Annotated in this window: 19 protein-coding genes; 4 read left to right on the top strand and 15 right to left on the bottom strand. The window is 64.2% G+C overall.

Annotated features, from left to right (window positions below; genetic code table 11):
* Nucleotides 1-148 precede the first annotated feature (148 nt).
* From ACPFMA_RS01135 to ACPFMA_RS01125, 3 genes are all read right to left on the bottom strand, one after another.
* Complete coding sequence (locus tag ACPFMA_RS01135; protein ID WP_064301125.1) at nucleotides 149-1,243, bottom strand: polyamine ABC transporter substrate-binding protein; 1,095 nt, start codon at nucleotides 1,241-1,243, stop codon at nucleotides 149-151.
* A gap of 159 nt (nucleotides 1,244-1,402) precedes the next feature.
* Nucleotides 1,403-2,764, bottom strand: coding sequence for an aspartate aminotransferase family protein (locus tag ACPFMA_RS01130; protein ID WP_009395600.1), 1,362 nt, complete (start codon nucleotides 2,762-2,764; stop codon nucleotides 1,403-1,405).
* 48 nt (nucleotides 2,765-2,812) lie between these two features.
* Nucleotides 2,813-4,174, bottom strand: coding sequence for a glutamine synthetase family protein (locus tag ACPFMA_RS01125; RefSeq protein ID WP_009395601.1), 1,362 nt, complete (start codon nucleotides 4,172-4,174; stop codon nucleotides 2,813-2,815).
* Between the two features lie 602 nt (nucleotides 4,175-4,776).
* Between ACPFMA_RS01125 and ACPFMA_RS01120 the strand changes: the two genes are divergently transcribed.
* Complete coding sequence (locus tag ACPFMA_RS01120; RefSeq protein WP_064301124.1) at nucleotides 4,777-6,153, top strand: glutamine synthetase family protein; 1,377 nt, start codon at nucleotides 4,777-4,779, stop codon at nucleotides 6,151-6,153.
* 123 nt (nucleotides 6,154-6,276) lie between these two features.
* On the opposite strand, the gene argA is transcribed toward ACPFMA_RS01120, so the two are convergent.
* A complete protein-coding gene (gene argA, locus ACPFMA_RS01115; RefSeq protein WP_064301123.1) occupies nucleotides 6,277-7,575 on the bottom strand; it encodes an amino-acid N-acetyltransferase in 1,299 nt (432 codons plus the stop codon).
* Between the two features lie 113 nt (nucleotides 7,576-7,688).
* Nucleotides 7,689-8,846, bottom strand: a complete 1,158-nt coding sequence (argE, locus tag ACPFMA_RS01110; protein ID WP_420057781.1) for an acetylornithine deacetylase — start codon at nucleotides 8,844-8,846, stop codon at nucleotides 7,689-7,691.
* A 125-nt stretch (nucleotides 8,847-8,971) separates the two neighbouring features.
* On the opposite strand from argE, the gene ACPFMA_RS01105 reads away from it, so the two are divergent.
* Entirely contained in the window at nucleotides 8,972-10,342 is a 1,371-nt protein-coding gene (locus ACPFMA_RS01105; protein WP_420057780.1) for an inorganic triphosphatase, read from the top strand.
* 45 nt (nucleotides 10,343-10,387) lie between these two features.
* On the opposite strand, the gene ACPFMA_RS01100 is transcribed toward ACPFMA_RS01105, so the two are convergent.
* The gene (locus ACPFMA_RS01100; protein WP_425929529.1) at nucleotides 10,388-10,858 is read right to left on the bottom strand and encodes an Lrp/AsnC family transcriptional regulator; all 471 of its coding nucleotides are present in this window, start codon (nucleotides 10,856-10,858) and stop codon (nucleotides 10,388-10,390) included.
* Between the two features lie 126 nt (nucleotides 10,859-10,984).
* Here ACPFMA_RS01100 and ACPFMA_RS01095 point away from each other — a divergent pair, with 126 nt between their 5' ends.
* Nucleotides 10,985-11,341 carry a hypothetical protein gene (locus ACPFMA_RS01095; protein ID WP_425929528.1) on the top strand — a complete coding sequence of 119 codons (357 nt, stop codon included), beginning with the start codon at nucleotides 10,985-10,987 and terminating at the stop codon, nucleotides 11,339-11,341.
* A gap of 63 nt (nucleotides 11,342-11,404) precedes the next feature.
* Entirely contained in the window at nucleotides 11,405-13,060 is a 1,656-nt protein-coding gene (locus ACPFMA_RS01090) for a GspE/PulE family protein (RefSeq protein WP_420057777.1), read from the top strand.
* A 123-nt stretch (nucleotides 13,061-13,183) separates the two neighbouring features.
* Here ACPFMA_RS01090 and gcvP read toward each other — a convergent pair whose 3' ends face one another.
* The 9 genes from gcvP to ACPFMA_RS01045 form a co-directional block, all read right to left on the bottom strand.
* On the bottom strand, nucleotides 13,184-16,057 hold the full coding sequence (gene gcvP, locus ACPFMA_RS01085; protein WP_425929527.1) for an aminomethyl-transferring glycine dehydrogenase: 2,874 nt from the start codon (nucleotides 16,055-16,057) through the stop codon (nucleotides 13,184-13,186).
* Nucleotides 16,058-16,173: 116 nt separating this feature from the next.
* Nucleotides 16,174-16,557 carry a glycine cleavage system protein GcvH gene (gcvH, locus tag ACPFMA_RS01080; protein ID WP_425929526.1) on the bottom strand — a complete coding sequence of 128 codons (384 nt, stop codon included), beginning with the start codon at nucleotides 16,555-16,557 and terminating at the stop codon, nucleotides 16,174-16,176.
* 48 nt (nucleotides 16,558-16,605) lie between these two features.
* Nucleotides 16,606-17,688, bottom strand: coding sequence for a glycine cleavage system aminomethyltransferase GcvT (gcvT, locus tag ACPFMA_RS01075; protein WP_425929525.1), 1,083 nt, complete (start codon nucleotides 17,686-17,688; stop codon nucleotides 16,606-16,608).
* 120 nt (nucleotides 17,689-17,808) lie between these two features.
* Nucleotides 17,809-19,371, bottom strand: coding sequence for an ABC transporter permease (locus ACPFMA_RS01070; RefSeq protein WP_425930559.1), 1,563 nt, complete (start codon nucleotides 19,369-19,371; stop codon nucleotides 17,809-17,811).
* Between the two features lie 238 nt (nucleotides 19,372-19,609).
* Complete coding sequence (locus tag ACPFMA_RS01065) at nucleotides 19,610-20,611, bottom strand: extracellular solute-binding protein (protein ID WP_064301114.1); 1,002 nt, start codon at nucleotides 20,609-20,611, stop codon at nucleotides 19,610-19,612.
* A 105-nt stretch (nucleotides 20,612-20,716) separates the two neighbouring features.
* Nucleotides 20,717-21,934, bottom strand: coding sequence for a 2-octaprenyl-3-methyl-6-methoxy-1,4-benzoquinol hydroxylase (locus ACPFMA_RS01060; RefSeq protein WP_425930558.1), 1,218 nt, complete (start codon nucleotides 21,932-21,934; stop codon nucleotides 20,717-20,719).
* A 41-nt stretch (nucleotides 21,935-21,975) separates the two neighbouring features.
* Nucleotides 21,976-23,175, bottom strand: coding sequence for a 2-octaprenyl-6-methoxyphenyl hydroxylase (ubiH, locus tag ACPFMA_RS01055; RefSeq protein ID WP_064301112.1), 1,200 nt, complete (start codon nucleotides 23,173-23,175; stop codon nucleotides 21,976-21,978).
* Nucleotides 23,172-24,512 (bottom strand): Xaa-Pro aminopeptidase, encoded by a 1,341-nt coding sequence (pepP, locus tag ACPFMA_RS01050; RefSeq protein ID WP_425929524.1) that lies wholly within the window; start codon nucleotides 24,510-24,512, stop codon nucleotides 23,172-23,174. The genes ubiH and pepP overlap by 4 nt, the downstream gene beginning before the upstream one ends.
* 19 nt (nucleotides 24,513-24,531) lie before the next feature.
* The gene (locus tag ACPFMA_RS01045; protein ID WP_279898751.1) at nucleotides 24,532-25,086 is read right to left on the bottom strand and encodes a YecA family protein; all 555 of its coding nucleotides are present in this window, start codon (nucleotides 25,084-25,086) and stop codon (nucleotides 24,532-24,534) included.
* Nucleotides 25,087-25,185 lie beyond the last annotated feature (99 nt).

Genomic DNA, 25,185 nt, shown 5'->3' with positions numbered 1-25,185 from the left:
CATTTAGTGCCCGTGTGGCGAACGGCAGTCCTGACTGCCGGATCACCGAACCGGCGCGCAACTTACCTGCGATACACCCATCCAGCAAAAAAAATTGTGTTACCCGCTCAAGGACGCGGCTTGCACCGCGTCCCTGGCTCAGGTCGGCTTACTTGCCCGACTTGATCTTGGTCCAGCTGCGGGTGATCAGGCGCAGGGTCGCCGGATCCTGGTCGCTGATGGCGTACAGCTGCTTCTTCACCTCATCCGACGGGTAGATGCTCGGATCGCTGGTGATCTCCTTGTCCACCAGCGGGGTCGCCGCCTTGTTGCCGTTCGGGAAACGCACGGCGTTGGTGATCTCGGCCATGATTTCCGGCTGTTGCAGGAAATTCATCCACTTGTAGGCGGCTTCGACGTTCTCGGCATCCTTCGGAATGGCGACCATGTCATAGAAGGTACCGGCGCCTTCCTTCGGAATCACGTAGTCCAGCTTGACCTTGTCGCCGGCCTCGTGGGCGCGGGCCTTGGACTGCTCCAGGTCACCCGAGTAGCCCACGGCCACGCAGATGTTGCCGTTGGCCAGGTCCGAGATGTACTTGGAGGAGTGGAAGTAGGTGACCGAAGGACGAATGCTCAGGAACAGCTTCTCGGCGGCCTGCAGATCAGCCTTGTCCTTGCTTGCGGTCGGCTTGCCCAGGTAGTGCAGCGCGGCCGGGATCATCTCGGTCGGGGCATCGAGGAAGCTCACGCCGCAGCTCTTGAGCTTGGCGATATTCTCGGGCTTGAACACCACGTCCCACGAATCGATCTTGTCGATGCCCAGCGCGGCCTTGACCTTCTCCGGGTTGTAGCCGATGCCGATGCTGCCCCACATGTACGGGAAGGCGTATTTGTTGCCCGGGTCGCTGGCGTCGCCGACGGCCTTGAGCAGGTCTTCGTCGAGGTTCTTCCAGTTGGGCAGCTTGGACTTGTCCAGCTCCTGGTAAACACCGGCCTTGATCTGCTTGGCCAGGAAATTGTTCGACGGGACCACGATGTCGTAGCCGGATTTGCCGGCCAGCAGCTTGGCTTCGAGGGTTTCGTTGCTGTCGAAGACGTCGTAGACGACCTTGATGCCAGTCTGCTGTTCGAACTTGGCCACGGTATCCGGGGCGATGTAGTCGGACCAGTTGTAGACGTGGAGGACCTTGTCATCCGCGTGAGCGGTACCGACCAGCATCCCGAGGGATACGGCCAACAGCGTCTTGCCCATTTTCTTCATGCGTTAATGCTCCAGAATTTTTATAAAGCCATCTGTTCCGCGGCCTGCCCTGTCGGCGCCAGGGGAGCGACTGGAAACAGGCGCTAGTCTGGCAAGATCCAAGGCGTCCTTACAACGCCTTGGCATGCCGCAAAGCCACCATGCCAGCCTAGCACCTCGTTAGATCAGTGCTTCCAGGGTCAGGTCCAGGCATTTACGAGCTTTTTCAATCAGTTCATCGATCTCGTCACGGCTGATCACCAGCGGCGGCGCGATGATCATGGTGTCGCCCACGGCGCGCATGATCAGGCCGTTGTCGAAGCAGAACTGCCGGCAGATCATGCCGACGGCCTTGCCTTCGTAGCGGCTGCGGGTTGCCTTGTCCTTGACCAGCTCGATCGCACCGAGCATGCCCAGGCCGCGCACTTCGCCCACCAGCGGGTGGTCGTTCAGCTCGCGCAGACGCTTCTGCAAATAGGGTGCCGTTTCCTCGCGAACCCGCTCTACGATCTTCTCTTCGCGCAGGATCCGCAGGTTTTCCAGGCCCACCGCCGCCGCTACCGGGTGGCCGGAATACGTGAAGCCGTGGTTGAAATCGCCGCCCTGGCTGACCACCTTCGCCACTTCGTCACGGACGATCACGCCGCCCATGGGGATGTAGCCGGAGGTCAGGCCCTTGGCGATAGTCATCAGGTCGGGCTTGAGGCCGTAGTAGTCGGAGCCGAACCACTCGCCGGTACGACCGAAGCCGCAGATCACTTCGTCGGCGACGAACAGGATGTCGTAGCGGGCGAGGATTTCCTTGATCTTCGGCCAGTAGCTGTCCGGCGGAATGATCACGCCGCCAGCGCCCTGGATCGGCTCGGCGATGAAGGCCGCGACATTGTCGACCCCCAGTTCGAGAATCTTCTGCTCCAGTTGCTCGGCAGCCCAGATACCGAATTCTTCCGGCGACTTGTCACCGCCCTCGCCGAACCAGTACGGCTGCGGGATATGCACGATGCCCGGGATCGGCAGGTCGCCCTGCTCGTGCATGCCGGACATGCCACCAAGGCTGGCACCGGCCACGGTAGAGCCGTGGTAGCCATTGATACGGCCGATGATCACCTTCTTCTGCGGCTTGCCCTTGAGCGCCCAATAGTGGCGGACCATGCGCAGTACGGTGTCGTTGCCTTCGGAGCCGGAACCGGTGAAGAACACATGGCTCATGCCGGCCGGGGCCACTTCGGAAATGGCCTTGGCCAGTTCCAGGGCCGGCGGGTGAGCGGTCTGGAAGAACAGGTTGTAGTACGGCAGCTCGCGCATCTGCTTGCTGGCCGCTTCGGCCAGTTCCTCGCGTCCGTAGCCGACCGCCACGCACCACAATCCGGCCATGCCATCGAGGATCTTGTGGCCCTCGCTGTCCCACAGGTGCACGCCCTGGGCCTTGGTGATGATCCGCGGGCCCTTTTCCTGCAACTGTTTATAGTCACTGAAGGGTGCCAGGTGATGATCACGGCTCAGGTCCTGCCACTCTCGGGTTTGCGGGTTCTTGACGCTCATGTGCTTCTCCGATTTCTGGCGGCCGCGCTCCTGCGGCCCCGGGGTTTATCAGACCGCGAACAGCAGGAACTCGCGTTCCCAGGAGCTGATCACGCGCTTGTAGTTTTCATGCTCGGCGCGTTTGGTCGCGACGTAGCCGGCGATGAATTTCTTGCCTAGGTAGGCTTCCAGCGCCCGGCAGTTTTCCATGCGCTCCAGGGCGTCCTCGATGGTCAGCGGCAAACGCAGGTTGCGCCGCTCGTAGCCACGTCCCTGGACCGGCGCGCTGGCGTTGACGCCTTCGACCATGCCGATATAGCCACACAGCAGGCTGGCCGCGATGGCCAGGTACGGGTTGGCGTCGGCGCCCGGCAGACGGTTTTCCACGCGGCGGTTCTGCGGGCCGGCGTCCGGTACGCGCAGGCCGACGGTACGGTTTTCCTCGCCCCATTCGACGTTGACCGGCGCCGAGGTGTCGGGCAGGAAACGGCGGAACGAGTTGACGTTGGGCGCGAACAGCGGCAGCACTTCGGGGATGAACTTCTGCAGGCCACCGATGTGATAAAGGAACAGCTCGCTCATGCTGCCGTCTTCGTTGGAGAAGATGTTCTTCCCGGTGTTCACGTCGATGATGCTCTGGTGCAGGTGCATGGCACTGCCCGGCTCGCCGGTCATGGGCTTGGCCATGAAGGTGGCGGCGACGTTGTGCTTGAGCGCGGCCTCGCGCATGGTGCGCTTGAACACCAGGATCTGGTCGGCCAGGGACAGGGCGTTGCCGTGACGGAAGTTGATCTCCATCTGGGCGGTGCCGTCCTCGTGGATCAGGGTGTCGAGGTCGAGGTTTTGCAGCTCGCACCAGTCGTAGACGTCTTCGAACAGCGGGTCGAATTCGTTGGCGGCTTCGATGGAGAAGGACTGGCGACCGGTTTCCGGGCGGCCGGAACGACCGATCGGCGGCTGCAGCGGGAAATCCGGGTCTTCGCAGCGCTTGGTCAGGTAGAACTCCATCTCCGGCGCCACGATCGGCTGCCAGCCCTTGTCAGCGTAGAGTTTCAGCACCTTCTTCAGCACGTTGCGCGGCGACAGCTCGACCGGATTGCCCTTCTTGTCGTAGGTGTCGTGGATGACCTGGGCGGTCGGCTCGATGGCCCACGGCACGAGGAATACCGCGTTCTCGTCGGGGCGGCAGACCATGTCGATATCGGCCGGGTCGAGCAACTGGTAATAGATATCGTCGTCGACGTAGTCACCGGTCACGGTCTGCAGCAAAACGCTCTCGGGCAGGCGCATGCCCTTTTCCGCGATGAACTTGTTGGTCGGCGAGATCTTGCCGCGGGTGATGCCGGTCAGGTCACTGATCAGACATTCAACTTCGGTGATCTTGTGCTCTTTCAGCCAATCGGTGAGCTGGTCGAGATTGCTGCTACTCATACATACCTCGGGAGGTAAATGCCTGGACTATGGTCGGAACGCCCTTGGCAGGCCGTTTCCAGCATTCTGGATGCCCCGCGGGCCCAAAGCAAAAGGTGCGCAGGGAGAATGCGTCTCCGGCATCCATCGGGATGCGGGGGAGCCGACTATAGTCATGAATGGCAGTACGAGAGGGTGAATCTTTGGGGAATGCGACGCCTTGGCCGTCAACTATTTTGGCCGGCACCGGCGCTGCTCGCATGGCGCGCTCGCTGCTTGCGGAAATGGCGTACAGGCCTGCCCACGCTGGACAGCCGCTGTCGCCTATGATCGACAGGCGTAACATGTAACCCCCGGTATTATTGATGTTATGGGTTGCGACCGAGCTTAGCCTTGTTCATTTTTTTACACAACACCCCCGTAAAAAATAAAATACGGCTCTGTTGTTTGAACGCTCGGGCGACGAAAGCAGGCCTTGTCGCTGCCCTCAATTGCAGCAAAAATGCCGCAATGGCGCCCTTTTAGGGCATCATGGGCCTTGCTTGACTTCACTTCGGCTTTCCGATTGACTGGGGTCGCAAGCCCAGATTGATTGATATTTTTAACAACAAAGGTGTTGCATCATGTCGGTACCCCCGCGTGCCGTTCAGCTTAACGAAGCGAACGCGTTCCTTAAGGAACATCCTGAGGTTCTCTACGTTGACCTTCTGATTGCAGATATGAATGGTGTGGTGCGTGGCAAGCGCATCGAGCGCACCAGCCTCCACAAGGTTTACGAGAAAGGCATCAACCTGCCGGCCTCCCTCTTCGCATTGGATATCAACGGCTCCACGGTCGAGAGCACCGGCCTCGGCCTGGACATCGGCGACGCCGACCGGATCTGCTATCCAATCCCGGGCACCCTGTCCAACGAACCCTGGCAGAAGCGCCCGACCGCGCAACTGCTCATGACCATGCACGAACTCGAAGGCGAGCCCTTCTTCGCCGACCCGCGGGAAGTCCTGCGCCAGGTGGTGAGCAAGTTCGACGAACTGGGCCTGACCATCTGCGCCGCGTTCGAGCTGGAGTTCTACCTGATCGACCAGGAGAACGTGAACGGGCGCCCGCAGCCGCCGCGCTCGCCGATCTCCGGCAAACGCCCGCAATCGACCCAGGTCTACCTGATCGACGACCTCGACGAATACGTCGACTGCCTCCAGGACATCCTCGAAGGTGCGAAGGAACAAGGCATTCCCGCCGACGCCATCGTCAAGGAAAGCGCCCCGGCGCAGTTCGAGGTCAACCTGCACCATGTCGCCGACCCGCTGCGGGCCTGTGACTACGCGGTGCTGCTCAAGCGCCTGATCAAGAACATCGCCTACGACCATGAAATGGACACCACCTTCATGGCCAAGCCGTATCCAGGCCAGGCGGGTAATGGTCTGCATGTCCATATCTCGGTGCTGGACAAGGATGGCAAGAACATCTTTACCAGCGAGGATCCCGAGCAGAACGCCGCGCTGCGTCACGCGATCGGCGGTGTGCTCGAGACCCTGCCCGCGTCGATGGCGTTCCTCTGCCCGAACGTCAACTCGTACCGCCGTTTCGGTGCGCAGTTCTATGTGCCGAATGCGCCAAGCTGGGGCCTGGACAACCGCACCGTGGCCCTGCGCGTGCCGACCGGCACCGCCGATGCGGTACGCATCGAGCACCGCGTGGCCGGCGCCGACGCCAACCCGTACCTGCTGATGGCCGCCGTGCTGGCGGGCGTGCATCACGGCCTGACCAACCAGGTCGAGCCAAGCAGCCCGGTGGAAGGCAACGCCTACGAACAGGTGGAGCAAAGCCTGCCGAACAACCTGCGCGACGCCCTGCGCGAGCTGGACGACAGCGAGATCCTCAACAAGTACATCGATCCGAAGTACATCGACATCTTCGTCGCGTGCAAGGAGAGTGAACTGGAGGAGTTCGAGCACTCGATCTCGGACCTTGAGTACAACTGGTATCTGCATACCGTGTAATCAAGAACACCGCGGCCCCTGTGGGAGCGGGTTCACCCGCGATTACTGTAGTGAATTCACCATAGCAATCGCGGGTAAATCGGAGCGCCGAACCGCCGCTCCCACAGAGGCCGCGGTGCTTTTCTAGAGGGCTTTTTCGAAGATCTTCGAATTCCGCTGGTAGTTGTACAGCGAAGCCCGCGCCGCCGGCAGCCTTTCGACCCCGCTCGGCACGAATCCGCGCTCCCTGAACCAGTGCGCCGTCCGGGTCGTCAGGACGAACAGCGTCTTCAACCCCAGCGCCCGCGCCCGTTCCTCGATCCGCTCCAGCAGGTCATCGCCGCGCCCGCCATGGCGATACTCCGGATTGACCGCCAGGCATGCCAGCTCGCCCGCATCGGAATCGGCGATCGGGTACAGCGCCGCACAGGCAATGATGTTGCTTTCGCGCTCCACCACGCTGAACTGCTCGATCTCGCGTTCCAGCACCTCGCGCGAGCGTCGCACCAGAATGCCCTGCTCTTCCAGCGGGCTGATCAGCTCCAGCAGGCCACCGACATCCTCGATCGCCGCTTCGCGCACCACCTCGAACTGCTCCTGGGCGACCAGCGTACCGCCACCGCCACGGGTGAACAGCTCGTTGAGCAGCGCGCCGTTCTCCACGTAGCTGACGATATGACTGCGTGCCACCCCGCCCCGGCAGGCCTCGGCCGCCGCGTCCAGCAGCTCGGCCTGGTAATCGTTGCCAAGACGCTCAAGGTGCGGCGCCACCTGTTGCGGACGGATCTCCTTCACCAGCTTGCCGGAAGCATCCAGCAGCCCCGGCTCGGCGCCGAACAGCAGCAGTTTGTCGGCACCCAGCTCGATGGCCGCCCGGGTAGCGACGTCTTCGCAAGCGAGGTTGAAGATCTCGCCGGTCGGCGAATAGCCCAGCGGCGACAGCAGGACAATGGAGCGCTCGTCCAGCAGCCGGCCGATGCCCTTGCGGTCGACCCGGCGTACTTCGCCCGTATGGTGATAGTCGACACCCTCGACCACGCCGATAGGCCGCGCCGTCACCAGGTTGCCCGAGGCAACGCGCAGGCGCGCGCCCTGCATTGGCGAAGCGGCCATGTCCATCGACAGGCGAGCCTCGATGGCGATACGCAACTGCCCGACCGCATCGATCACGCATTCCAGCGTGGCGGCATCGGTGATGCGCAGGCCGTGGTGGTAGTGCGCGCTCAAGCCGCGAGCGGCCAGGCGGCTTTCGATTTGCGGGCGGGAGCCATGCACCAGCACGAGGCGAACCCCGAGGCTGTGCAGCAGCACCAGATCGTGGACGATATTGCCGAAGTTGGGGTGTTCGACCCCGTCTCCCGGGAGCATGACCACGAAGGTGCAGTCCCGGTGGGCATTGATGTAGGGAGAAGCGTGACGCAGCCAGTTGACGTATTCGGGCATGACCTGAGCCTGTAGAAAGTGAAACAAGGACGGAACGGCACACAGCGCTCGAGGGTTATCGTCGCAGCAGGCAAGACGTCACACGCGTTCTCCTCTGGAAAGAATGGCCGGGCTCAGCGGGCGATGGCCGGGCTGAGACAGTAATGTTCGATCAGTCCACGCAACAGACGCACTGTAGGCTCCAGGCGTGACAGTTCAAGGTACTCGCCGGGCTGGTGGGCACAGGCGATATCACCAGGGCCAAGAACCAGGGTCTCGCAGCCCAGGCGCTGAAGATAAGGCGCTTCGGTGCCAAAGGCTACCGCTTCGGCAACATGGCCGGTAAGACGTTCGGCCAGTTGCACCAGTTCGGCATCGGCGCTCTGCTCGAAGGGCGGCACTTCGGGGAACAGCGGCGCATAGTCGATCTTCACCTGGTGCTGCTCGGCCAGCGGCGCCAGCTTGCCGCGAATCGCCGCGCGCAGCACCTGCGGGTCCATGCCCGGCAGCGGGCGCAGGTCGAACTCCAGGGCGCATTGGCCGCAGATCCGGTTGGGGTTGTCGCCGCCATGGATGCAGCCGAAGTTCATGGTCGGCTGCGGCACGCTGAACTGGGCGTTGTTGTACTCGCGCTGCCATTGCCGGCGCAGGTCCATCAACGCCCCCATCACCTGGTGCATGGCCTCCATCGCGCTGTGGCCGAGGGACGGGTCCGATGAATGACCGCTGCGCCCAAGGATATCGATGCGCTCCATCATCACGCCCTTGTGCAGGCGGATCGGCTTCAGCCCGGTCGGCTCGCCGATCACCGCGGCACGGCCCAGCGGCCGCCCGGCCTCGGCCAGGGCGCGGGCACCGGACATGGAACTTTCCTCGTCACAGGTGGCCAGGATCAGCAGCGGCTGCCTGAACGGCTGGTCCAGCAACGGCCGCACCGCCTCGATGATCAACGGGAAGAAACCCTTCATGTCGCACACGCCCAGGCCGATCCAGCGGTCGCCGTCCTCGCTGAGCTTGAGCGGATCGGTTTTCCACAACTGCGGGTCGTACGGCACGGTGTCGCTGTGCCCGGCCAGGACCAGGCCGCCAGGGCCGCTGCCGAAGCTGGCGAGCAGGTTGAACTTGCCGGGGGTGACTTGCTGGATCTCGCAGGAGAAACCCAGGTCGCCGAGCCAGGTGGCGAGCTGGTCGATCACCGCACGGTTGGACTGGTCAAGGTCGGGCTGGGTACAACTGACCGAAGGCGCTGCGATCAACGCGGCGAACTGGTCCTTGAGCGATGGCAACGGCATGCGCGTTCTCCTGGAAACGGCCCCCATCATAGGGCCATCGGGCTGCATGAATAAACCGTGGGCTGTCGAGTCCTGTACACTGCACGGCCAAGACGTACCCGCCCTTCCAGCCTGGTTACCCGGCAATGAATAAAGAAACCGAAATCAAACTGCGCATCAGCCGCGAAACCCTCGCCGCGCTGCGCGAACATCCGCTGCTGAAAAAGCGCAACAAGTCCGGCTGGCAGCAGCGCGAACTGCTCAACCAGTACTTCGACACCCCGGAGCGCGATTTGTCCGCCGCCAGGGTCGCCCTGCGCCTGCGCCGCGATGGCGATGTGGTGATCCAGACCCTGAAGACCCGCGGCAACAGCGTCGCCGGCCTGTCCGAGCGCAACGAGTTCCAATGGGAGCTGCCCAAGGCCAAGCTGGACCTGAAGAAACTCGACGATACCTGCTGGCCCGAGTCCCTGGCCGGGCTGGACAAGAAAACCATCAAGCCGCTGTTCACCACCGATTTCGTGCGCGAGTTCGCCGATATCGCCTGGGGCCGCGGCAAGTCCAAGGTGGTCATCGAAGCCGCCCTCGACCTCGGCACCGTCAGCGCCGGCAAGCAGAGGGAAGAAATCTGCGAACTGGAACTGGAACTGCGTGAAGGCGAGCCGGAAGCCCTGCTGGAGCTGGCCGCCGAACTGGCCGCGAGCCTGCCGCTGTTCCCTTGCGATATCAGCAAGGCCGAGCGCGGCTACCGTCTGCTCGATCCGTCCAGCTACCAGGTCAACCTGCCGGCGCCCGAGCTGGATCCGGAAATGTCGCTGGACGACGCCTTCTCTGCCCTCGCCTGGCACCTGCTCGCCAGCAGCCAGCGCCTCGCCGAGCAATACCAGCACACCGGCCACTGGCGGCTGCTGCAGGACTGGGTGCAGTGCCTAGGTGAGCTCCGCGCCCTGGCCAGCAGCCTCGGCCAGGCCGCACCGCGTGCAACCACCCGTGAACTGCGCAGCCGCCTCGACGCCCTGCTGGAAGACTGGCGCACCCTGGTGCTGGCCGGCAACGACGACGAAGACGTGCGCCGTGCCGCCCCCGAGCAGTTCGCCGATGAGCTGCTCGACACGCGCTGGGGCCAGTTCTCCCTGGACACTTCGCGCTGGCTGATCGCCCGCGGCTGGACCGCCGAGCGCAACAAGCGCGGCGAGCGCCAGGGTGCCGCCGCGCTGGCCAACTGGCTGGCCGTAGAACTGGGTGACGAGGCCAAGGCCCTGCAACTGCCGCTGTACCAGCAGCAGCCGGAAGACCTGGCCGAGCAGTTGCCCCGCATCGAGCGCCTGCTGGCCTGGCTGCACTACGCGCGCGACGTACTGCTGGAAGCGCCGGAGCTGGACCGTCTGTACGGCGAGCTGAGCAAGTTGCAACAACTGGCCAACCAGCCAATCAGCGACGAAATCCTCGACGCCCGTGTCCAGCAGGCGTTCGCCGTGGCCCAGAGCCGTGGCTGGAAGCACCTGGTGCGCAAGTAAGCCGATTCCTCGCGGGCGGGCAGCTGTGCCCGCCCGCGAGGACGCTCAACGGATGACCGGCAGGCTGGTGGTGGACTTGATCTCCGACAGCGCAACGGTCGAGTTGACCTCCTGGATCCCCGGTACCATCGACAGTTTCTCGAAGAAAAACCGCTCGTACGCCTCGATGTCGGGGGTGACGATGCGCAGCAGAAAATCCACAGCGCCCATCAGCACATAACACTCCAGCACTTCCGGAAAACCGCGGATCGCTTCGGTGAACTCGGCGAAGTTGGAGCGGCCGTGCGCGTTGAGCTTCACCTCGGCGAAGATCTGCGTGTTGAGGCCGATCTTCTTGCGATCCAGCAGGGTCACCTGGCCACGGATCACCCCTTCCTCCTTCAGCCGCTGGATCCTTCTCCAGCACGGCGATTGCGACAGCCCCACCTTCTCCGCCACCTGCGCGCTGGATAGCGAGGCATCGTCCTGCAGGACGGCCAGAATGCGGCGGTCGTACGCGTCCAGATCGCTGGGCATTATTTTTCCTCGTTATCACCTGAAAACAGATTGAACAATTCGTAAAAAAGTCATTGCGCCTCATGATAGGCAAATAATCTCCGCTTCGCCGTGCAAAGATTCCTTCACCGCTATCGGAGGATTCCCATGACCGCTCTCGAACGCCCTGACCACTTCGCCTTACCCCGGAAGCAAGATGCCGAAGACATCGGCGGCGAAAACAACAAGGTGCGCTACCACTATGAATTGCAGGTCGAGCCGGAGTCCGACAGCCTTTGCCGAATCCTTAACCTGTTCGCCTTGCAATGCCTGTTGCCCCATGGCGTGCAGATGCAGCAGCACGCCGATCTGCTGCGGGTGGACATCGCCATTGATGGCCTGAGCTGGCACCGTGCCCAGTTGATCGCAGAGAAGATGCGCAACCTGATCTGTGTGTGCGAAGTCGTACTGCGCACCGCGCTGCTCAACAGCGAAAGCCGTGGAAAGATCCAGCAACGCTTCTGAAACGGCAGAGCCTCCGGCGAGGACTAGCCTTGGCAATTTCTCCATTGCACAAGGACGTCGCCAATGGATCGCCGCCTGGAGCTTTTCCCCTTGCTGGACAGCCTGGTTGCCCAGCGCCGGATCAGCAGCGAATCCCGCCAGCGTTTCAGCCACGAAACCCCGGGTGAACACCCGCTCGAAAGCATCGCCCGCGAGCGTCTGGACGACCTGCACCGTCCGGGCCACAGCCTCGACCTGGACAGCCTGTGCCAGTGGCTGGCGCAACAGGCCGGGCAACCCTTCCTGCGCCTCGATCCGCTGGGCATCGACCTGCCCGGCATGACCGGCCTGATGTCTGCGGCCTTCGCCCGCCGCCATGGGATCCTGGCAGTGGCACAGAGTGTCGACAGCGTTACCGTGGCCAGCGCCGAACCGTGGGTCTGCTCATGGGAGGCGGACCTGGCACGGGCACTCAAGCGCCGGGTGGTGCGGGTGGTAGCCAGCCCGCTGCGGATTCGCCAGATCAGCCAGGATTTCTTCCGCCTTGCCCGCTCGGTCAGCGGCGCCAGCCAACTGGAGGCTGCGCCCCCGGTCAGCGGCAACCTGGAGCAATTGCTGGAACTGGGCGACGGCGAGCCGGAGGCCGATGACGCGCATATCGTCAGCATCGTCGACTGGTTGCTGCAATACGCCTTCGAGCAACGCGCCAGCGATATCCATCTGGAACCGCGCCGTGACCAAGGCCGGCTGCGCCTGCGCATCGACGGCGTACTGCACGATGCCTATCCCTTCCCGCCGACGGTGACCCTGGCCATCACCAGCCGCCTGAAAAACCTCGGGCGGATGAACGTCGCGGAAAAACGCCGCCCTCAGGATGGCCGGATCAAGACCCGCAGCCCGGCCGGCGACGAGGTCGAACTGCGCCTTTCGACCCTGCCCACCACCTTTGGCGAAAAGCTGGTCATGCGTATCTTCGACCCGCAACTGCTGCGCCTGGACAACCGCGCCCTGGGCTTCGACGGCCCCGAGCTGGATCGCTGGCAACGCATGCTGCACAGGCCAAACGGCATCATCCTGGTCACCGGACCGACCGGCTCGGGCAAGACCAGCACCCTCTACAACGCGCTCAAGCAACTGGCTACGCCGGAGGTCAACGTCTGCACCCTGGAGGACCCGATAGAAATGATCGAGCCGGCGTTCAACCAGACCCAGGTGCAGCCGGGCATTGGCCTGGATTTCGCCAATGGCGTGCGCGCGTTGTTGCGACAGGATCCGGACATCATCATGGTGGGCGAGATTCGCGACCTGGAGACGGCACAAGTCGCGATCCAGGCCGCGTTGACCGGGCATCTGGTGCTGTCGAGCCTGCATACCAACGATGCCTGCTCGGCGATCGGACGATTGCTGGAGTTGGGTGTTGCGCATTATTTGATCAAGGCGACGCTGGTGGGCGTTCTGGCGCAGCGACTGGTGCGGACCTTGTGTCCGGCGTGCAGCACAGCGCAGGGTGCGGTGGGCTGCCGGGAATGCCGGCAGACCGGCTATCGCGGGCGTACCGGCGTGTTTGAGGTGCTGGAACTGAACGAACGGCTGGGCGGGTTGATCGGGCCTGAATGCGATATCCACGCATTGAGGACGCTGGCCCGCAGCGAAGCGATGGACGGGCTGCGGGAGAATGGAATGAGGAAGGTTGCGGCCGGGGTCACGACCCAGGAGGAGATCGACCTGATATCAATTTAAAAGCGCCACGGCCCCTGTGGGAGCGGGTTCACCCGCGATTGCGGTAGTGAATTCACCATCGCAATCGCGGCGGTTCGGCGGCCCGATGAACCCGCTCCCACAGGGGCCGTGGTGTCCTTACCTCTAGCGGTAATCCTCCACCGGCACACAGGCGCAGAACAGGTTCCGGTCCCCATACACATTGTCCACCCGGTTCACCGCCGGCCAGTACTTGTGTGCCCGGGCGTGAGCGCTCGGCGCCACGGCCTGCTCAAGGCTGTAGGGCCTGTCCCATGTGCCCAGCACATCGGCCAGGGTATGCGGCGCACGCTTGAGCGGGTTGTCCTCCGCTGGCCAGTGACCGTTCTGCACCTCGGCGATCTCCGCGCGGATGCTCAACATGGCCTCGACGAAGCGATCCAGCTCCGCCTTTGGCTCGCTTTCGGTAGGCTCGACCATCAAGGTGCCCGGCACCGGGAACGACATGGTCGGCGCGTGGAAGCCATAGTCCATCAGGCGCTTGGCCACATCCTCCTCGCTGATGCCGGTCTGCGCCTTGAGCGGGCGCAGATCGAGGATGCATTCATGCGCGACCCGCTCGTTGCGCCCGCGATAGAGCACCGGGAACGCCCCGCCCAGGCGCTCGGCCAGGTAGTTGGCAGAAAGGATCGCCACCTCGCTGGCATCCGCCAGTTGCGGCCCCATCATGGCGATGTACATCCAGCTGATCGGCAGGATGCTCGCGCTGCCCCAAGGTGCGGCGCTGACAGCGGTGTTCTGCGGATCCGGCCCCGGCAGCGGAATCACCGGGTGGCTCGCCACAAAGGGCGCCAGGTGTGCGCGCACGCCGATCGGGCCCATGCCCGGGCCGCCACCGCCATGGGGAATGCAGAAGGTCTTGTGCAGGTTCATGTGCGAAACATCGGCGCCGATATCCGCCGGCCGCGCCAGCCCCACCTGCGCATTGAGGTTGGCGCCGTCCATGTAGACCTGGCCGCCATGCCTGTGGATAACGTCGCAGATCTCGCTGATGCCCTCCTCGTAGACGCCATGGGTCGAGGGGTAGGTGGCCATCAGGCAGGACAGCCGCTCACCCGCCTCCTTGGCCTTGAGCTTGAGGTCGTCCAGATCCACGTTGCCGGCGTTATCGCAGGCCACGATCACCACCTGCATGCCGGCCATCTGCGCCGAAGCCGGGTTGGTGCCATGGGCCGAGGCCGGGATCAGGCAGATATCGCGCTGCCCTTGCTGGCGGCTGCGGTGGTACTTGCTGATCGCCAGCAACCCGGCGTACTCGCCCTGGGCGCCTGAGTTGGGCTGCATGCAGATGGCATCGAAACCGGTGATCGCGCAGAGCCAGCCTTCCAGTTCGTCGATCATGGCCTTGTAGCCGGTCGCCTGTTCCACCGGCGCGAAGGGATGCAACTCGGCAAAACCGGGCCAGGTGATGGGGATCATTTCGCTGCTGGCATTGAGCTTCATGGTGCAGGAGCCCAGCGGGATCATCGACTGGTTCAGTGCCAGATCCTTGTTTTCCAGTTGCTTGAGGTAGCGCAGCATCTCGGTTTCGCTGTGGTGCAGGTTGAACACCGGGTGGGTCAGGTAATCCGAGCGACGCAACAGTTCATCCGGGATACCGGCAGGCAGGTCTTCGCCGTCCAGCCCGGCGACGTCCAGGCCGTGATCGACACCGAGGAACAGGTCGAACAGGCGCAGCACCGTGCTTTCATCGCAGGTTTCGTCGAGCGCCACGCCCAGTTGACCGCGCCCGAGGATACGCAGGTTGATCCGCGCCGCCTCGGCACTCTGGATGATCGCGGTCTGGCTGCCACCGACCTCCAGGGTCAGGGTGTCGAAGAAGTGCTGGTTGAGGCGTTTGACGCCGTTACGCTCCAGCCCGGCCGCAAGGATGGTGGTCAGCCGGTGGACCCGCTGGGCAATCCGGCGCAGCCCGTCGGGTCCGTGATAGACGGCATAGAACCCGGCGATGTTGGCCAGCAGCACCTGGGCGGTGCAGATGTTCGAGTTGGCTTTCTCGCGACGGATATGCTGCTCGCGGGTCTGCAGGGCCATGCGCAATGCCAGGTTGCCGCGGGCATCCTTGGACACACCGATGATGCGCCCGGGCATGGCCCGCTTGAACTCGTCGCGACAGGCGAAATACGCCGCATGCGGCCCGCCATACCCCATGGGCACGCCAAAGCGCTGGGAAGAGCCGAGCACCACGTCGGCGCCCTGCTCGCCCGGCGGGGTCAACAGTACGAGGCTGAGCAGGTCGGCAGCCACGCAGGCGATGGCCTGCTGGCTATGCAGGTGCTGGATGGCGGGACGCAGGTCATGCACAGCGCCATGGGTGTCGGGGTACTGCAGCAAGGCGCCGAACACCTCATGCTGGTCGAGGTTGGCCAGCGAGTCGACCACCAGCTCGAAACCGAAGCCCTCGGCACGGGTCTGCAGCACCGAGAGGGTCTGTGGATGGCAGTGCTCGTCGGCGAAGAAACGGTTGCTGCGGGATTTCGTCACCCGCCTGGCCAGGGCCATGGCCTCGCCGGCGGCAGTGGCCTCATCCAGCAGCGAGGCGTTGGCCAGGTCGAGGCCGGTGAGGTCGATGACCATCTGCTGATAGTTCAGCAGCGCTTCCAGGCGGCCCTGGGCGATTTCCGGCTGGTAAGGCGTGTAGGCGGTGTACCAGCCCGGATTTTCCAGGACGTTGCGCAGAATCACCGTCGGCGTACGGGTCGCGTGGTAGCCCATGCCGATCAGGCTGGTCCAGCGCTGATTCTGCTCGGCATACCCGCGCAGGCGCTCGAGCGCGGCCTGTTCATCCAGGGCGGGCGGCAGGTCCAGCGGGCGGTTGAAGCGGATGCCGGGCGGCACGGTCTGCTCGATCAGCTCGGTACGGCTGGCGACGCCAAGCACTTCGAGCATGGCTTGCTGCTCGGCGGCATCGGGGCCGAGATGGCGGCGCAGGAACGGATTAGGGTCGTGCAGTTGGCTAAGGGATGGCAACAGGGACATGGCAGCTCTCTCTTCCTAGGCTCTGTACGAGAAGCCTTGACCAAGCCCCGATAGGTCTCGGGGCCATTAGAGTCTAGGAAGGGATTGCCGATCGTGCGGGAAAAACTGCGGCGGGCTTACTCGCCAATGGACTTGGCGTATTCCGCGGCGCTCATCAGCTTGTCCAGTTCGGACTTGTTCGACGGCTTCAGCTTGAAGAACCAGGATTCGTAGACTTCTTCGTTGACCAGCTCCGGGCTGTCAGCCAGCTCTTCGTTGACGGCGATGACTTCGCCGCCGACCGGCGAGTAGATATCCGAGGCCGCCTTGACCGACTCGACCACGCCGGACGCATCGCCTTGAGCGAAGACGCTGCCGACTTCAGGCAGTTCGACGAAGACCACGTCACCCAGGGCTTCCTGGGCATGGTCACTGATACCGACAGTCACGGTGCCATCGGCTTCCAGGCGGGCCCACTCGTGGCTTTCGGCGTAACGCAGGTCGGCAGGGATTTTGCTCATTGTGTTGTTCCTCAACAGGGGGTCAGCGGACGGCCCGCCGGAATTAATTTAGATCAGGATTCGGCCATGGCGAACGAAGGTCGGCTTGACCACCCTCACCGGATACCACTTGCCACGGATTTCCACTTCAGCGCGGTCCGCAGTGGCCATCGGCAGGCGTGCCAGAGCGATTGCCTTGCTCAGCGTAGGCGAGAAACTACCACTGGTGATCTCTCCTTCGCCAATTTCCGCGACTCGCACGACCTGGTGGGCGCGTAGTACACCACGCTCCTCAAGGACCAGTCCGACAAGTTTCTGGGAAACGCCTTGTGCCTTTTCGGCATCCAGCGCCGCGCGCCCGATGAAATCGCGCTCGGCAGGCTCCCAGGCGATGCTCCAGGCCAGGTTCGAGGTCAAGGGCGAATGCCCTTCGTCCATGTCGTTGCCGTACAGGTTCATGCCGGCCTCGAGACGCAGGGTATCGCGGGCGCCAAGGCCACTCGGAGCGATGCCGGCGCCGACCAGGTCGTTGAAGAAGGCCGGTGCCTGCAGTGCAGGGAGGATGATTTCCAGGCCGTCCTCACCGGTATAGCCGGTGCGGGCGATGAACCAGTCGCCTTCGAAATGGGCTTCGAAGGGCTTGAGATCGCGGATCAGGGCAGCGCGGGAGGCGCTGAGCAGATCGGCGACCTTTTCCCGCGCCTGCGGGCCCTGGATGGCCAGGATCGCCAGCTCCGGACGCTCGCGGAACTGCACTTCGAAACCGCTGCGGCGGGATTCGAGCCAGGCCAGGTCCTTGTCGCGGGTGGCGGCGTTGACCACCAGCCGGTAGCCGTCATCGAGGCGATAGACGATCAGGTCGTCGATCACCCCGCCTTCGTCATTGAGCAGGGGGCTATAGAGGGCCTTGCCGGGCACATCGAGGCGGGCCACGTCATTGGCCAGCAGGTGCCGCAGCCAGACGCTGGCATCAAGGCCAGCGATATCGATGACGGTCATGTGCGACACGTCGAAAACCCCGCAATCGCGGCGCACCTGATGGTGTTCCTCGACCTGCGAGCCGTAATGCAGGGGCATGTCCCAACCGCCAAAATCGACCATCTTGGCGCCAAGCGCCAGGTGCAGGTCATACAGAGGCGTACGCTGTCCCATGGGTTTCTCCTTCCGGGCGTGGCGAAGCTACGGCTGAGGGCAGCGTTCCGGCTACCCGGTCGTGGACCGGCCGCAGCGAATGCCGCGCATTGTATCCGCAAGGAAGCCGGGTGGCATCCGTCAGTGACTCTGACCCGGATGACGCGCGGAACGCCGTATCAGGCCGATGACCGGCAGCAGGCCGACCAGCACCAGGGTCAGGGCCGGCAGCGAGGCCCGCGCCCACTCGCCTTCGCTGGTCATTTCGAATACCCGCACCGCCAGGGTGTCCCAGCCGAACGGACGCATCAGCAGGGTCGCCGGCATTTCCTTGAGCACATCGACGAAGACCAGCAAGGCTGCGCTGAGGGCGCCTGGCACCAGCAAGGGGAGATACACCTTGAAAAACAATCCCGGCCCACTGACACCCAGGCTGCGTGCTGCTTCCGGCAGCGAGGGACGGATGCGGCCCAGGCTGTTTTCCAGCGGCCCGTAGGCCACGGCGATGAAGCGCACCAGGTAGGCCAGCAACAAGGCCGAGAGACTGCCCAGCAACAAGGGCTTGCCCGCCCCGCCGAGCCAGCCGGACAGCGGGATCACCAGCTCGCGGTCGAGGTAACTGAATGCCAGCATGATCGCCACCGCCAGCACCGAGCCGGGCAATGCATAACCCAGGTTGGCCAGGCTGACCCCGGCACGGATCGCCGGGGCCGAGGACTGACGGCGGGCGAAGGCCAGGACCAGGGCAATGCACACGGTGATCAGCGCCGCCGCAGCGCCCAGGTAGAGGGTGTGCAGGATCAATGCGGTATAGCGCTCATCGAGGTCGAAGCGGCCACGCTGCCAGAACCAGGCCAGCAGTTGCAGCATCGGCACGACGAAGGCGCAGGCGAACACCAGCAGGCACCAGGCGCTGGCGGCAGCGGCCTTGATACCGCGCAGGTGATACAGCGCCTTGCCCCGCGGTCGTTCGTTGCTGCTGCGCACGGCGCCACGGGCACGCCGTTCGCCGTAAAGCACCAGCATCACCGCGAGCAGCAGCAGGCTGGCCAGTTGTGCCGCGCTGGATAGGCTGAAGAAGCCATACCAGGTCTTGTAGATGGCGGTGGTGAAGGTGTCGAAATTGAACACCGAAACGGCACCGAAATCCGCCAGGGTTTCCATCAGCGCCAGGGCAAGGCCAGCCAGGATCGCCGGGCGCGCCATCGGCAGGCCAACGCGCCAGAACGCCTGCAACGGCGATTGCCCCAGCACCCGTGCGGCCTCCATCAGGCCCTTGCCCTGGGCCAGGAAGGCATTGCGCGCGAGCAGGTAGACGTAGGGATAGAACACCAGCACCAGCACGACGATCACCCCGCCGGTGGAACGCACCCGCGGCAAGCGCATCGGCCCGAACCACTCGCGCAGCAGGGTCTGTACCGGTCCGGAGAAGTCCAGCAGGCCGACGAAGACGAACGCCAGCACATAGGCGGGAATGGCGAAGGGCAGCATCAGCGCCCAGTCCAGCCAGCGCCGTCCGGGAAACTCGCAGAGGCTGGTGAGCCAGGCGAGGCTGACGCCCAGCACGGTGACGCCAATGCCGACGCCCACCACCAGGGTCAGGGTATTGCCCAGCAGGCGGCTCATCTGGGTATCGAGCAGGTGCGACCAGATTTGCAGGTCGATGCTCTGCCACGACAACACGAGCACGCTCAGGGGCAGCATCACCAGCGCAGCGATGGCGAAGACCAGAGGGTACCAGCGGCGTTGGTCGGGGCGGGACAAGGGGTAGTCTCTGAGTGTCAGGCGGGTAAAGATAGGTAAAACAGCGCGGACCCTGTGGGAGCGGGTTTACCCGCGATTGCGATGGTGAACCCACCACCGTCATCGCGGGTGAATCGGAGCGCCGAACCGCCGCTCCCACAGGGTCCGCGTCGTTCTTTCAAAGGATAAAGGCTGAACCTCAGTTCCAGCCAGCCCGGTCCATCAAGCGAATCGCCTCGGCCTGGCGCTTGCCTGCCACTTCCACCGGCAGGTCATCAGCCTTGAAGCTGCCCCAGGCCGCCACTTCCTCGGACGGAGCGACTTTCGGGTTGGCCGGGAATTCCTGGTTGATGCCGGCGAACATCTTCTGCGCTTCCTCGCCAGTCATCCACTCCACCAGCTTCTTTGCCGCTTCCGGGTGCGGCGCATGCTTGGTCAGGCCGATGCCGGACAGGTTGACGTGCACGCCACGGTCCCCCTGGTTGGGCCAGAACAGCTTGACCGGCAGTTTCGGGTCGGCCTGGTGCAGGCGACCGTAGTAGTAAGTGTTGACGATGCCCACGTCGCACTGGCCAGCGGCAATGGCGTTGATCACCGCGTTGTCGTCGGAGAACACGTCGGTGGACAGGTTGTTGACCCAGCCCTTGACCAGCTCTTCGGTCCTGGCCTCACCATGGGTCTCGATCATGGTGGCGGTCAGCGACTGGTTGTAGACCTTCTTCGCCGTGCGCAGGCACAGGCGGCCTTCCCATTGCTTGTCAGCCAGCGCTTCGTAGGTGGTCAGTTCGCCCGGCTTGACTCGCTCGGTGGAGTAGACGATGGTGCGCGCGCGCAGGCTCAGGCCGGTCCATTCATGGGAAGACGCGCGGTACTTCTGTGGAATGTTGGCATCGATCACATCGGACTTGATCGGCTGCAGGATGCCCATCTGCTCGGCCTGCCAGAGGTTGCCGGCATCGACGGTGAGCAGCAGGTCGGCCACGCCGTTCTCGCCCTCGGCCTTGATCCGCTGCATCAGCGGGGCTTCCTTGTCGGTGATGAACTTGATCTTCACCCCGGTCTTGGCGGTGTAGGCATCGAATACCGGCTTGATCAGCTCATCGATGCGCGAGGAGTAAACCACCACTTCGTCCGCCGCCTGGGCAGCCCCGCCGAACAGGGTGAGGGTCAGGGCGGCCAGTAAATGCTTGCGTGGCGACATCGGTTGCGCTCCTCGGTAGCGGAATGAGGCGCAAATGGTAGTTAATGTCATTTGCCATCACAAACCCAAGGCCAGACCGAGGAGTTACCAGATGTTGCGAAGGCGTCAGGCCCTGGCCAGATCCGGCAGGTCACCGCTCAGGCCCAGGGCCTGACGGACGAACACGGCCTTGGCTTCAGGCATCTGCTCGACCCATTTCAGTCCGCTGTTGCGCAGCCAGCGCAGCGGCAGCGGGTCAGCCTGGAACAGCCGCTCGAAACCTTCCATCGCAGCCATCAGCGCAAGGTTGTGCGGCATGCGCCTGCGCTCGAAACGGCTCAGCACGCGGACATCGGCCAGGCGTTCGCCGCGCTCATGGGCGTGCTGCAACACCTCGGCGAGGACGGCAGCATCGAGGAAGCCCAGGTTGACGCCCTGCCCCGCCAGCGGATGGATGGTGTGGGCGGCATCGCCGATCAGCGCCAGGCCCTCGGCGACATAGCGCTTGGCGTGGCGTTGGCGCAGCGGCACGCACAGCCTTGGATCGGCATGCAGCACCGAGCCCAGCCGGCCTTCGAAGGCCCGTTCCAGCTCGGTGCAGAACTCGCCGTCCGGCAGCGCCATCAGGCGCGCGGATTGCTCCGGCGTGGTCGACCAGACGATCGAGCACCAGTCCTGCCGGCCGTCGCGCAGCAGCGGCAGGAAGGCCAGCGGCCCTTCATCGGTGAAACGCTGCCAGGCCGTGGCCTGGTGCGGCTTGTCGCACTGCACGCTGGTAACGATGGCGTGGTGCAGATAGTCCCATTCACGGGTTTCGCAGCCGGTGAGGCGGCGCACGGCGGAGTTGGCACCATCGGCGGCGATCACCAGCGGCGCTCGCAGGTTGCGGCCATCGGCGAGGGTCAGCAGCCACTCGTCACCGGAGCGGCGCATGCGCTCCAGGCGAGCGTTGGGCAGCAGGCCGATTTCGCTGTCGTGCAGGCGCTCCAGCAGACCGTCCTGGACCACCCGGTTCTCGACGATATGCCCGAGTACCTCGGCATGAACGCTGGCCGCCGAGAAGTGGATCTGCCCGGTGCCGCTACCGTCCCAGACGTGCATGTCGGAATACGGGCTCAGGCGCCGTCCGCTGATGCCCTGCCAGGCGCCGAGGCGTTCGAGGATGCGCTGGCTGGCGGCCGACAGGGCGCTGACCCGCGGCTCGAAAGGTGCTTCGTCATCGAAGCGCTGCACCGACAGCGGACTGCCATCGATCAGGAGGATTTCCAGGCCGCTGTGCTGCAACGCCAGGGCCAGGGCGCTGCCGACCATACCGGCACCGACAATCAACAGATCCGCGCGCATGTCCATGCTTCAAGCCTGTTCCGGGTAATAGAAAGAGAGGGTCATGCCTTGCCCTGAAGATCAGGACGGGTGCCCAGGCCCATGGCCTGGCGGGCGAACCAGCGCTTGGCCGGCGGCAGCAGGTCGAGGCCGAGCAGGCCCAGGTTGCGTCCGGTGGCGACCAATGGCTGGGCAGTACCGAACAGCCGGGTGACCTTGTCGGAAAAGCCGACGGTCAGGTCCTGGTCCAGGCGCTGGCGCTCGCGGTAGGCATTCAGGGTAGCGAAATCACCCGGCGTGTCCGGGCCGGCGAGCAGGCCATCAGCCAGCGACTGCACATCGCGCAGCGACAGGTTGAAGCCCTGCCCGGCAATCGGATGCAGGCTGTGGGCAGCGTTGCCGAGCACCACAAGGTGTGGACGGACCTGCTCCTGCGCCTCGATCAGCGCCAGCGGATACAGGTGCCGGGCCCCGACCTGGCGCAAGGCGCCGAGGCGATAACCGAAGACGCCCTGCAGTTCATCGAGGAAGCTGCGTTCGTCCAGTTCGGCCAGGCGCCTGGCGTCCATCCCGGCGCGGGTCCAGACCAGCGCGCAACGGTTTTCCGGCAGCGGCAGCAGGGCCATCGGGCCGTCATCGGTGAAGCGCTCGAAGGCCTGGCCGCAGTGGGCTTCGCCCGGAGTGATATTGGCGATCAGCGCGCTCTGGTGGTACGGGCGCTGGTTGACGTGGATTCCCAGTTGCTCGCGCAGGCCGGAGCGGCCGCCATCGGCGAGCACTGCCAGGTCGCAATCGACCTGGGTTTCGTCATTCAGGGAAAGACGATAGCCGTCGCCGAGGGGCTGCATGGCAGTGACTTCCGCCGGGCAGCGCCAGCTCACCACTTCGCTATCGAGGCCCTGCCACAGGCATTGGCCGAGCCAGGCGTTCTCCACCACGTAGCCCAGCGCCGGCACGCCTTCTTCGATGGCATCGAGGCGGGTCGCGCCAAAGCGTCCGCGATCGGACACCTGGATCTGCCGGATCGGCTCGGCACGCCGGGAGATGCCCTGCCACAGGCCCAGGCGCTCGTAGATCTGCCGGGTGCCGAACGACAGCGCCGAAGAACGCGCGTCATAGCTGGGCTGGAAACTGTCGCCCGGGGCGAAGGGCTCGATCAGCAGGATCTTCCAGCCACGGGCCCGGGCACCGGCCTGCAGGGCCAGGGCGAGGCTGGCACCGACCAGGCCACCGCCGATGATCGCCAGACTGAACCTGCTCATGCGACCTGGCTTCGTGCAGCGGCCATCAAGGCTTCGATTTCGGCGACCGTCTTCGGCACGCCGCAGGTCAGGATTTCACAGCCGGTCCTGGTTACCACTACGTCATCCTCGATTCGGACACCGATGCCGCGCCATTTCTTCGCGACATTCGGGTTGTCCGCAGCAATGTAGATACCCGGTTCGACCGTCAGGGCCATGCCGGGTTCGAGCACGCGCCACTGGCCGCCGACCTTGTATTCGCCGACATCATGTACATCCATGCCCAGCCAGTGTCCGGCGCGGTGCATGTAGAAGGCCCGGTAGGCCTCGGTTTCGATCAGTTCGTCGACCGCGCCCTTGAGCAGGCCCAGCTCGACCAGGCCCGCGGTAATCACCCGAACGGTCGCCTCGTGGGCCTGGTTCCAGTGCTTGCCGGGGGCGATTTCGGCAAAGGCCGCTTCCTGCGACCTGAGCACCAGCTCGTAGATCGCCTTCTGCTCGGCCGAGAACACGCCGCTGACCGGGAAGGTGCGGGTGATGTCGCTGGCGTAGCAGTCGATCTCGCAACCGGCATCGATCAGCACCAGGTCGCCGTCCTTCAGGGGCGCATCGTTTTCCTGGTAGTGGAGGATGCAACCGTTGCGCCCGGCAGCGACGATGGAGCCATAGGCCGCCATCTTCGCCCCGCCCTTGCGGAACTCGTAGTCCAGCTCGGCTTCGAGGCTGTATTCGTGCAGGCCGGCGCGGCAGGCTTGCATGGCGCGAACGTGGGCCCGAGCGGAAATCGCTGCGGCCTCGCGCATGACCTTCACTTCCGCCGCCGATTTATACAGGCGCATGTCGTGCAGCAGATGATCCAGGGCAACGAATTCGTTCGGCGGCTGCGCGCCCATGCGTGCCTTGGAACGGATCACGTTGATCCACTCCATCAGCCGACGGTCGAACTCGGCGTTGCTGCCCATGGCCGAGTAGACCCGGTCGCGGCCTTCGATCAGGCCGGGGAGAATGTCGTCGATATCGCTGATGGGGAAGGCGTCGTCGGCACCGAAGTCGCGGATCGCGCCTTCCTGGCCGGCGCGCAGGCCGTCCCACTGCTCCCGCTCGGCATTGCGCTCGCGGCAGAACAGCACGTATTCGCCGTGCTCGCGCCCGGGGATCAGCGCGATCACCGCTTCGGGCTCGGGGAAGCCGCTGAGGTACTGGAAATCGCTGTCCTGGCGGTAAAGGTATTCGACGTCACGGTTGCGAATGGCAACCGCGGCCGCCGGCAGGATGGCGATGCTGTTGGGTTCCATCTGCGCCATCAGCGCCTTGCGGCGCCGGGCGTATTCCGCTTTCGGGATATGGGTGACTGCCACGGGGAACCCCTGTTCGGCCTCAGTGCAAGGAAGGTTTGGCGGCGGCGGCGACCGGCTTGGCCAGCTCCGTGTAGAGCAGCAGCGGCGCGACACGCAGGTATTCCATTACTTCCATATAGTCGCTTTCGCCGTCGTCGGACTCTTCCAGGGCGTCCTGGACTTGCGAAATGGCGGTGAGGTCCTGCAGCACTTCCCTGGCTTCGTCGCTCAGGTCCTTGCCGCCGGCATTCAGGCCGAAACCGGCAAGGAAGCCCTGGCACCACTGGCCAAGGGCGCCTGCACGTTCGCTCAGTGGCTGCTCGTCGCCGGGCAGGAGCAGGACGATGGTGATGTCTTCGCCGGTCAGTTCGCCCTTGACCATCTCCTGGAGACCGATCAAAGCGTTGCGAACGTTGTCTACCGGTTCGGTTTCCAGCAGGTGGGCCGCATCGGCCAGCCAGGCGTCGGCATCGAAGCCGGCACCGGCGCAGCTGCGGCCGAGCAGCAGGCCATGCAGCTCGGCGGGGGAAACGGGGTGGCCGTTGCTGCTGAGCAGGCTGGCGAAGGCGGTGTACGGCGATTGGGTATTGGACATGGCAACTAGGCGCCAGACGGCGCAATGACTAGAATGAAGGCCTTGTATCCTAGCACCGGCAGGCGCGCCAAGACCATCGAAGCGGGTAAACCCGGCCAG

The organism is Pseudomonas sp. NyZ201 (assembly GCF_049860765.1).
GTDB lineage: Bacteria > Pseudomonadota > Gammaproteobacteria > Pseudomonadales > Pseudomonadaceae > Aquipseudomonas > Aquipseudomonas bharatica.
The sequence above is the reverse complement of the archived record's forward strand: the minus strand, read 5'-3'. Positions and strand labels throughout refer to the sequence as shown.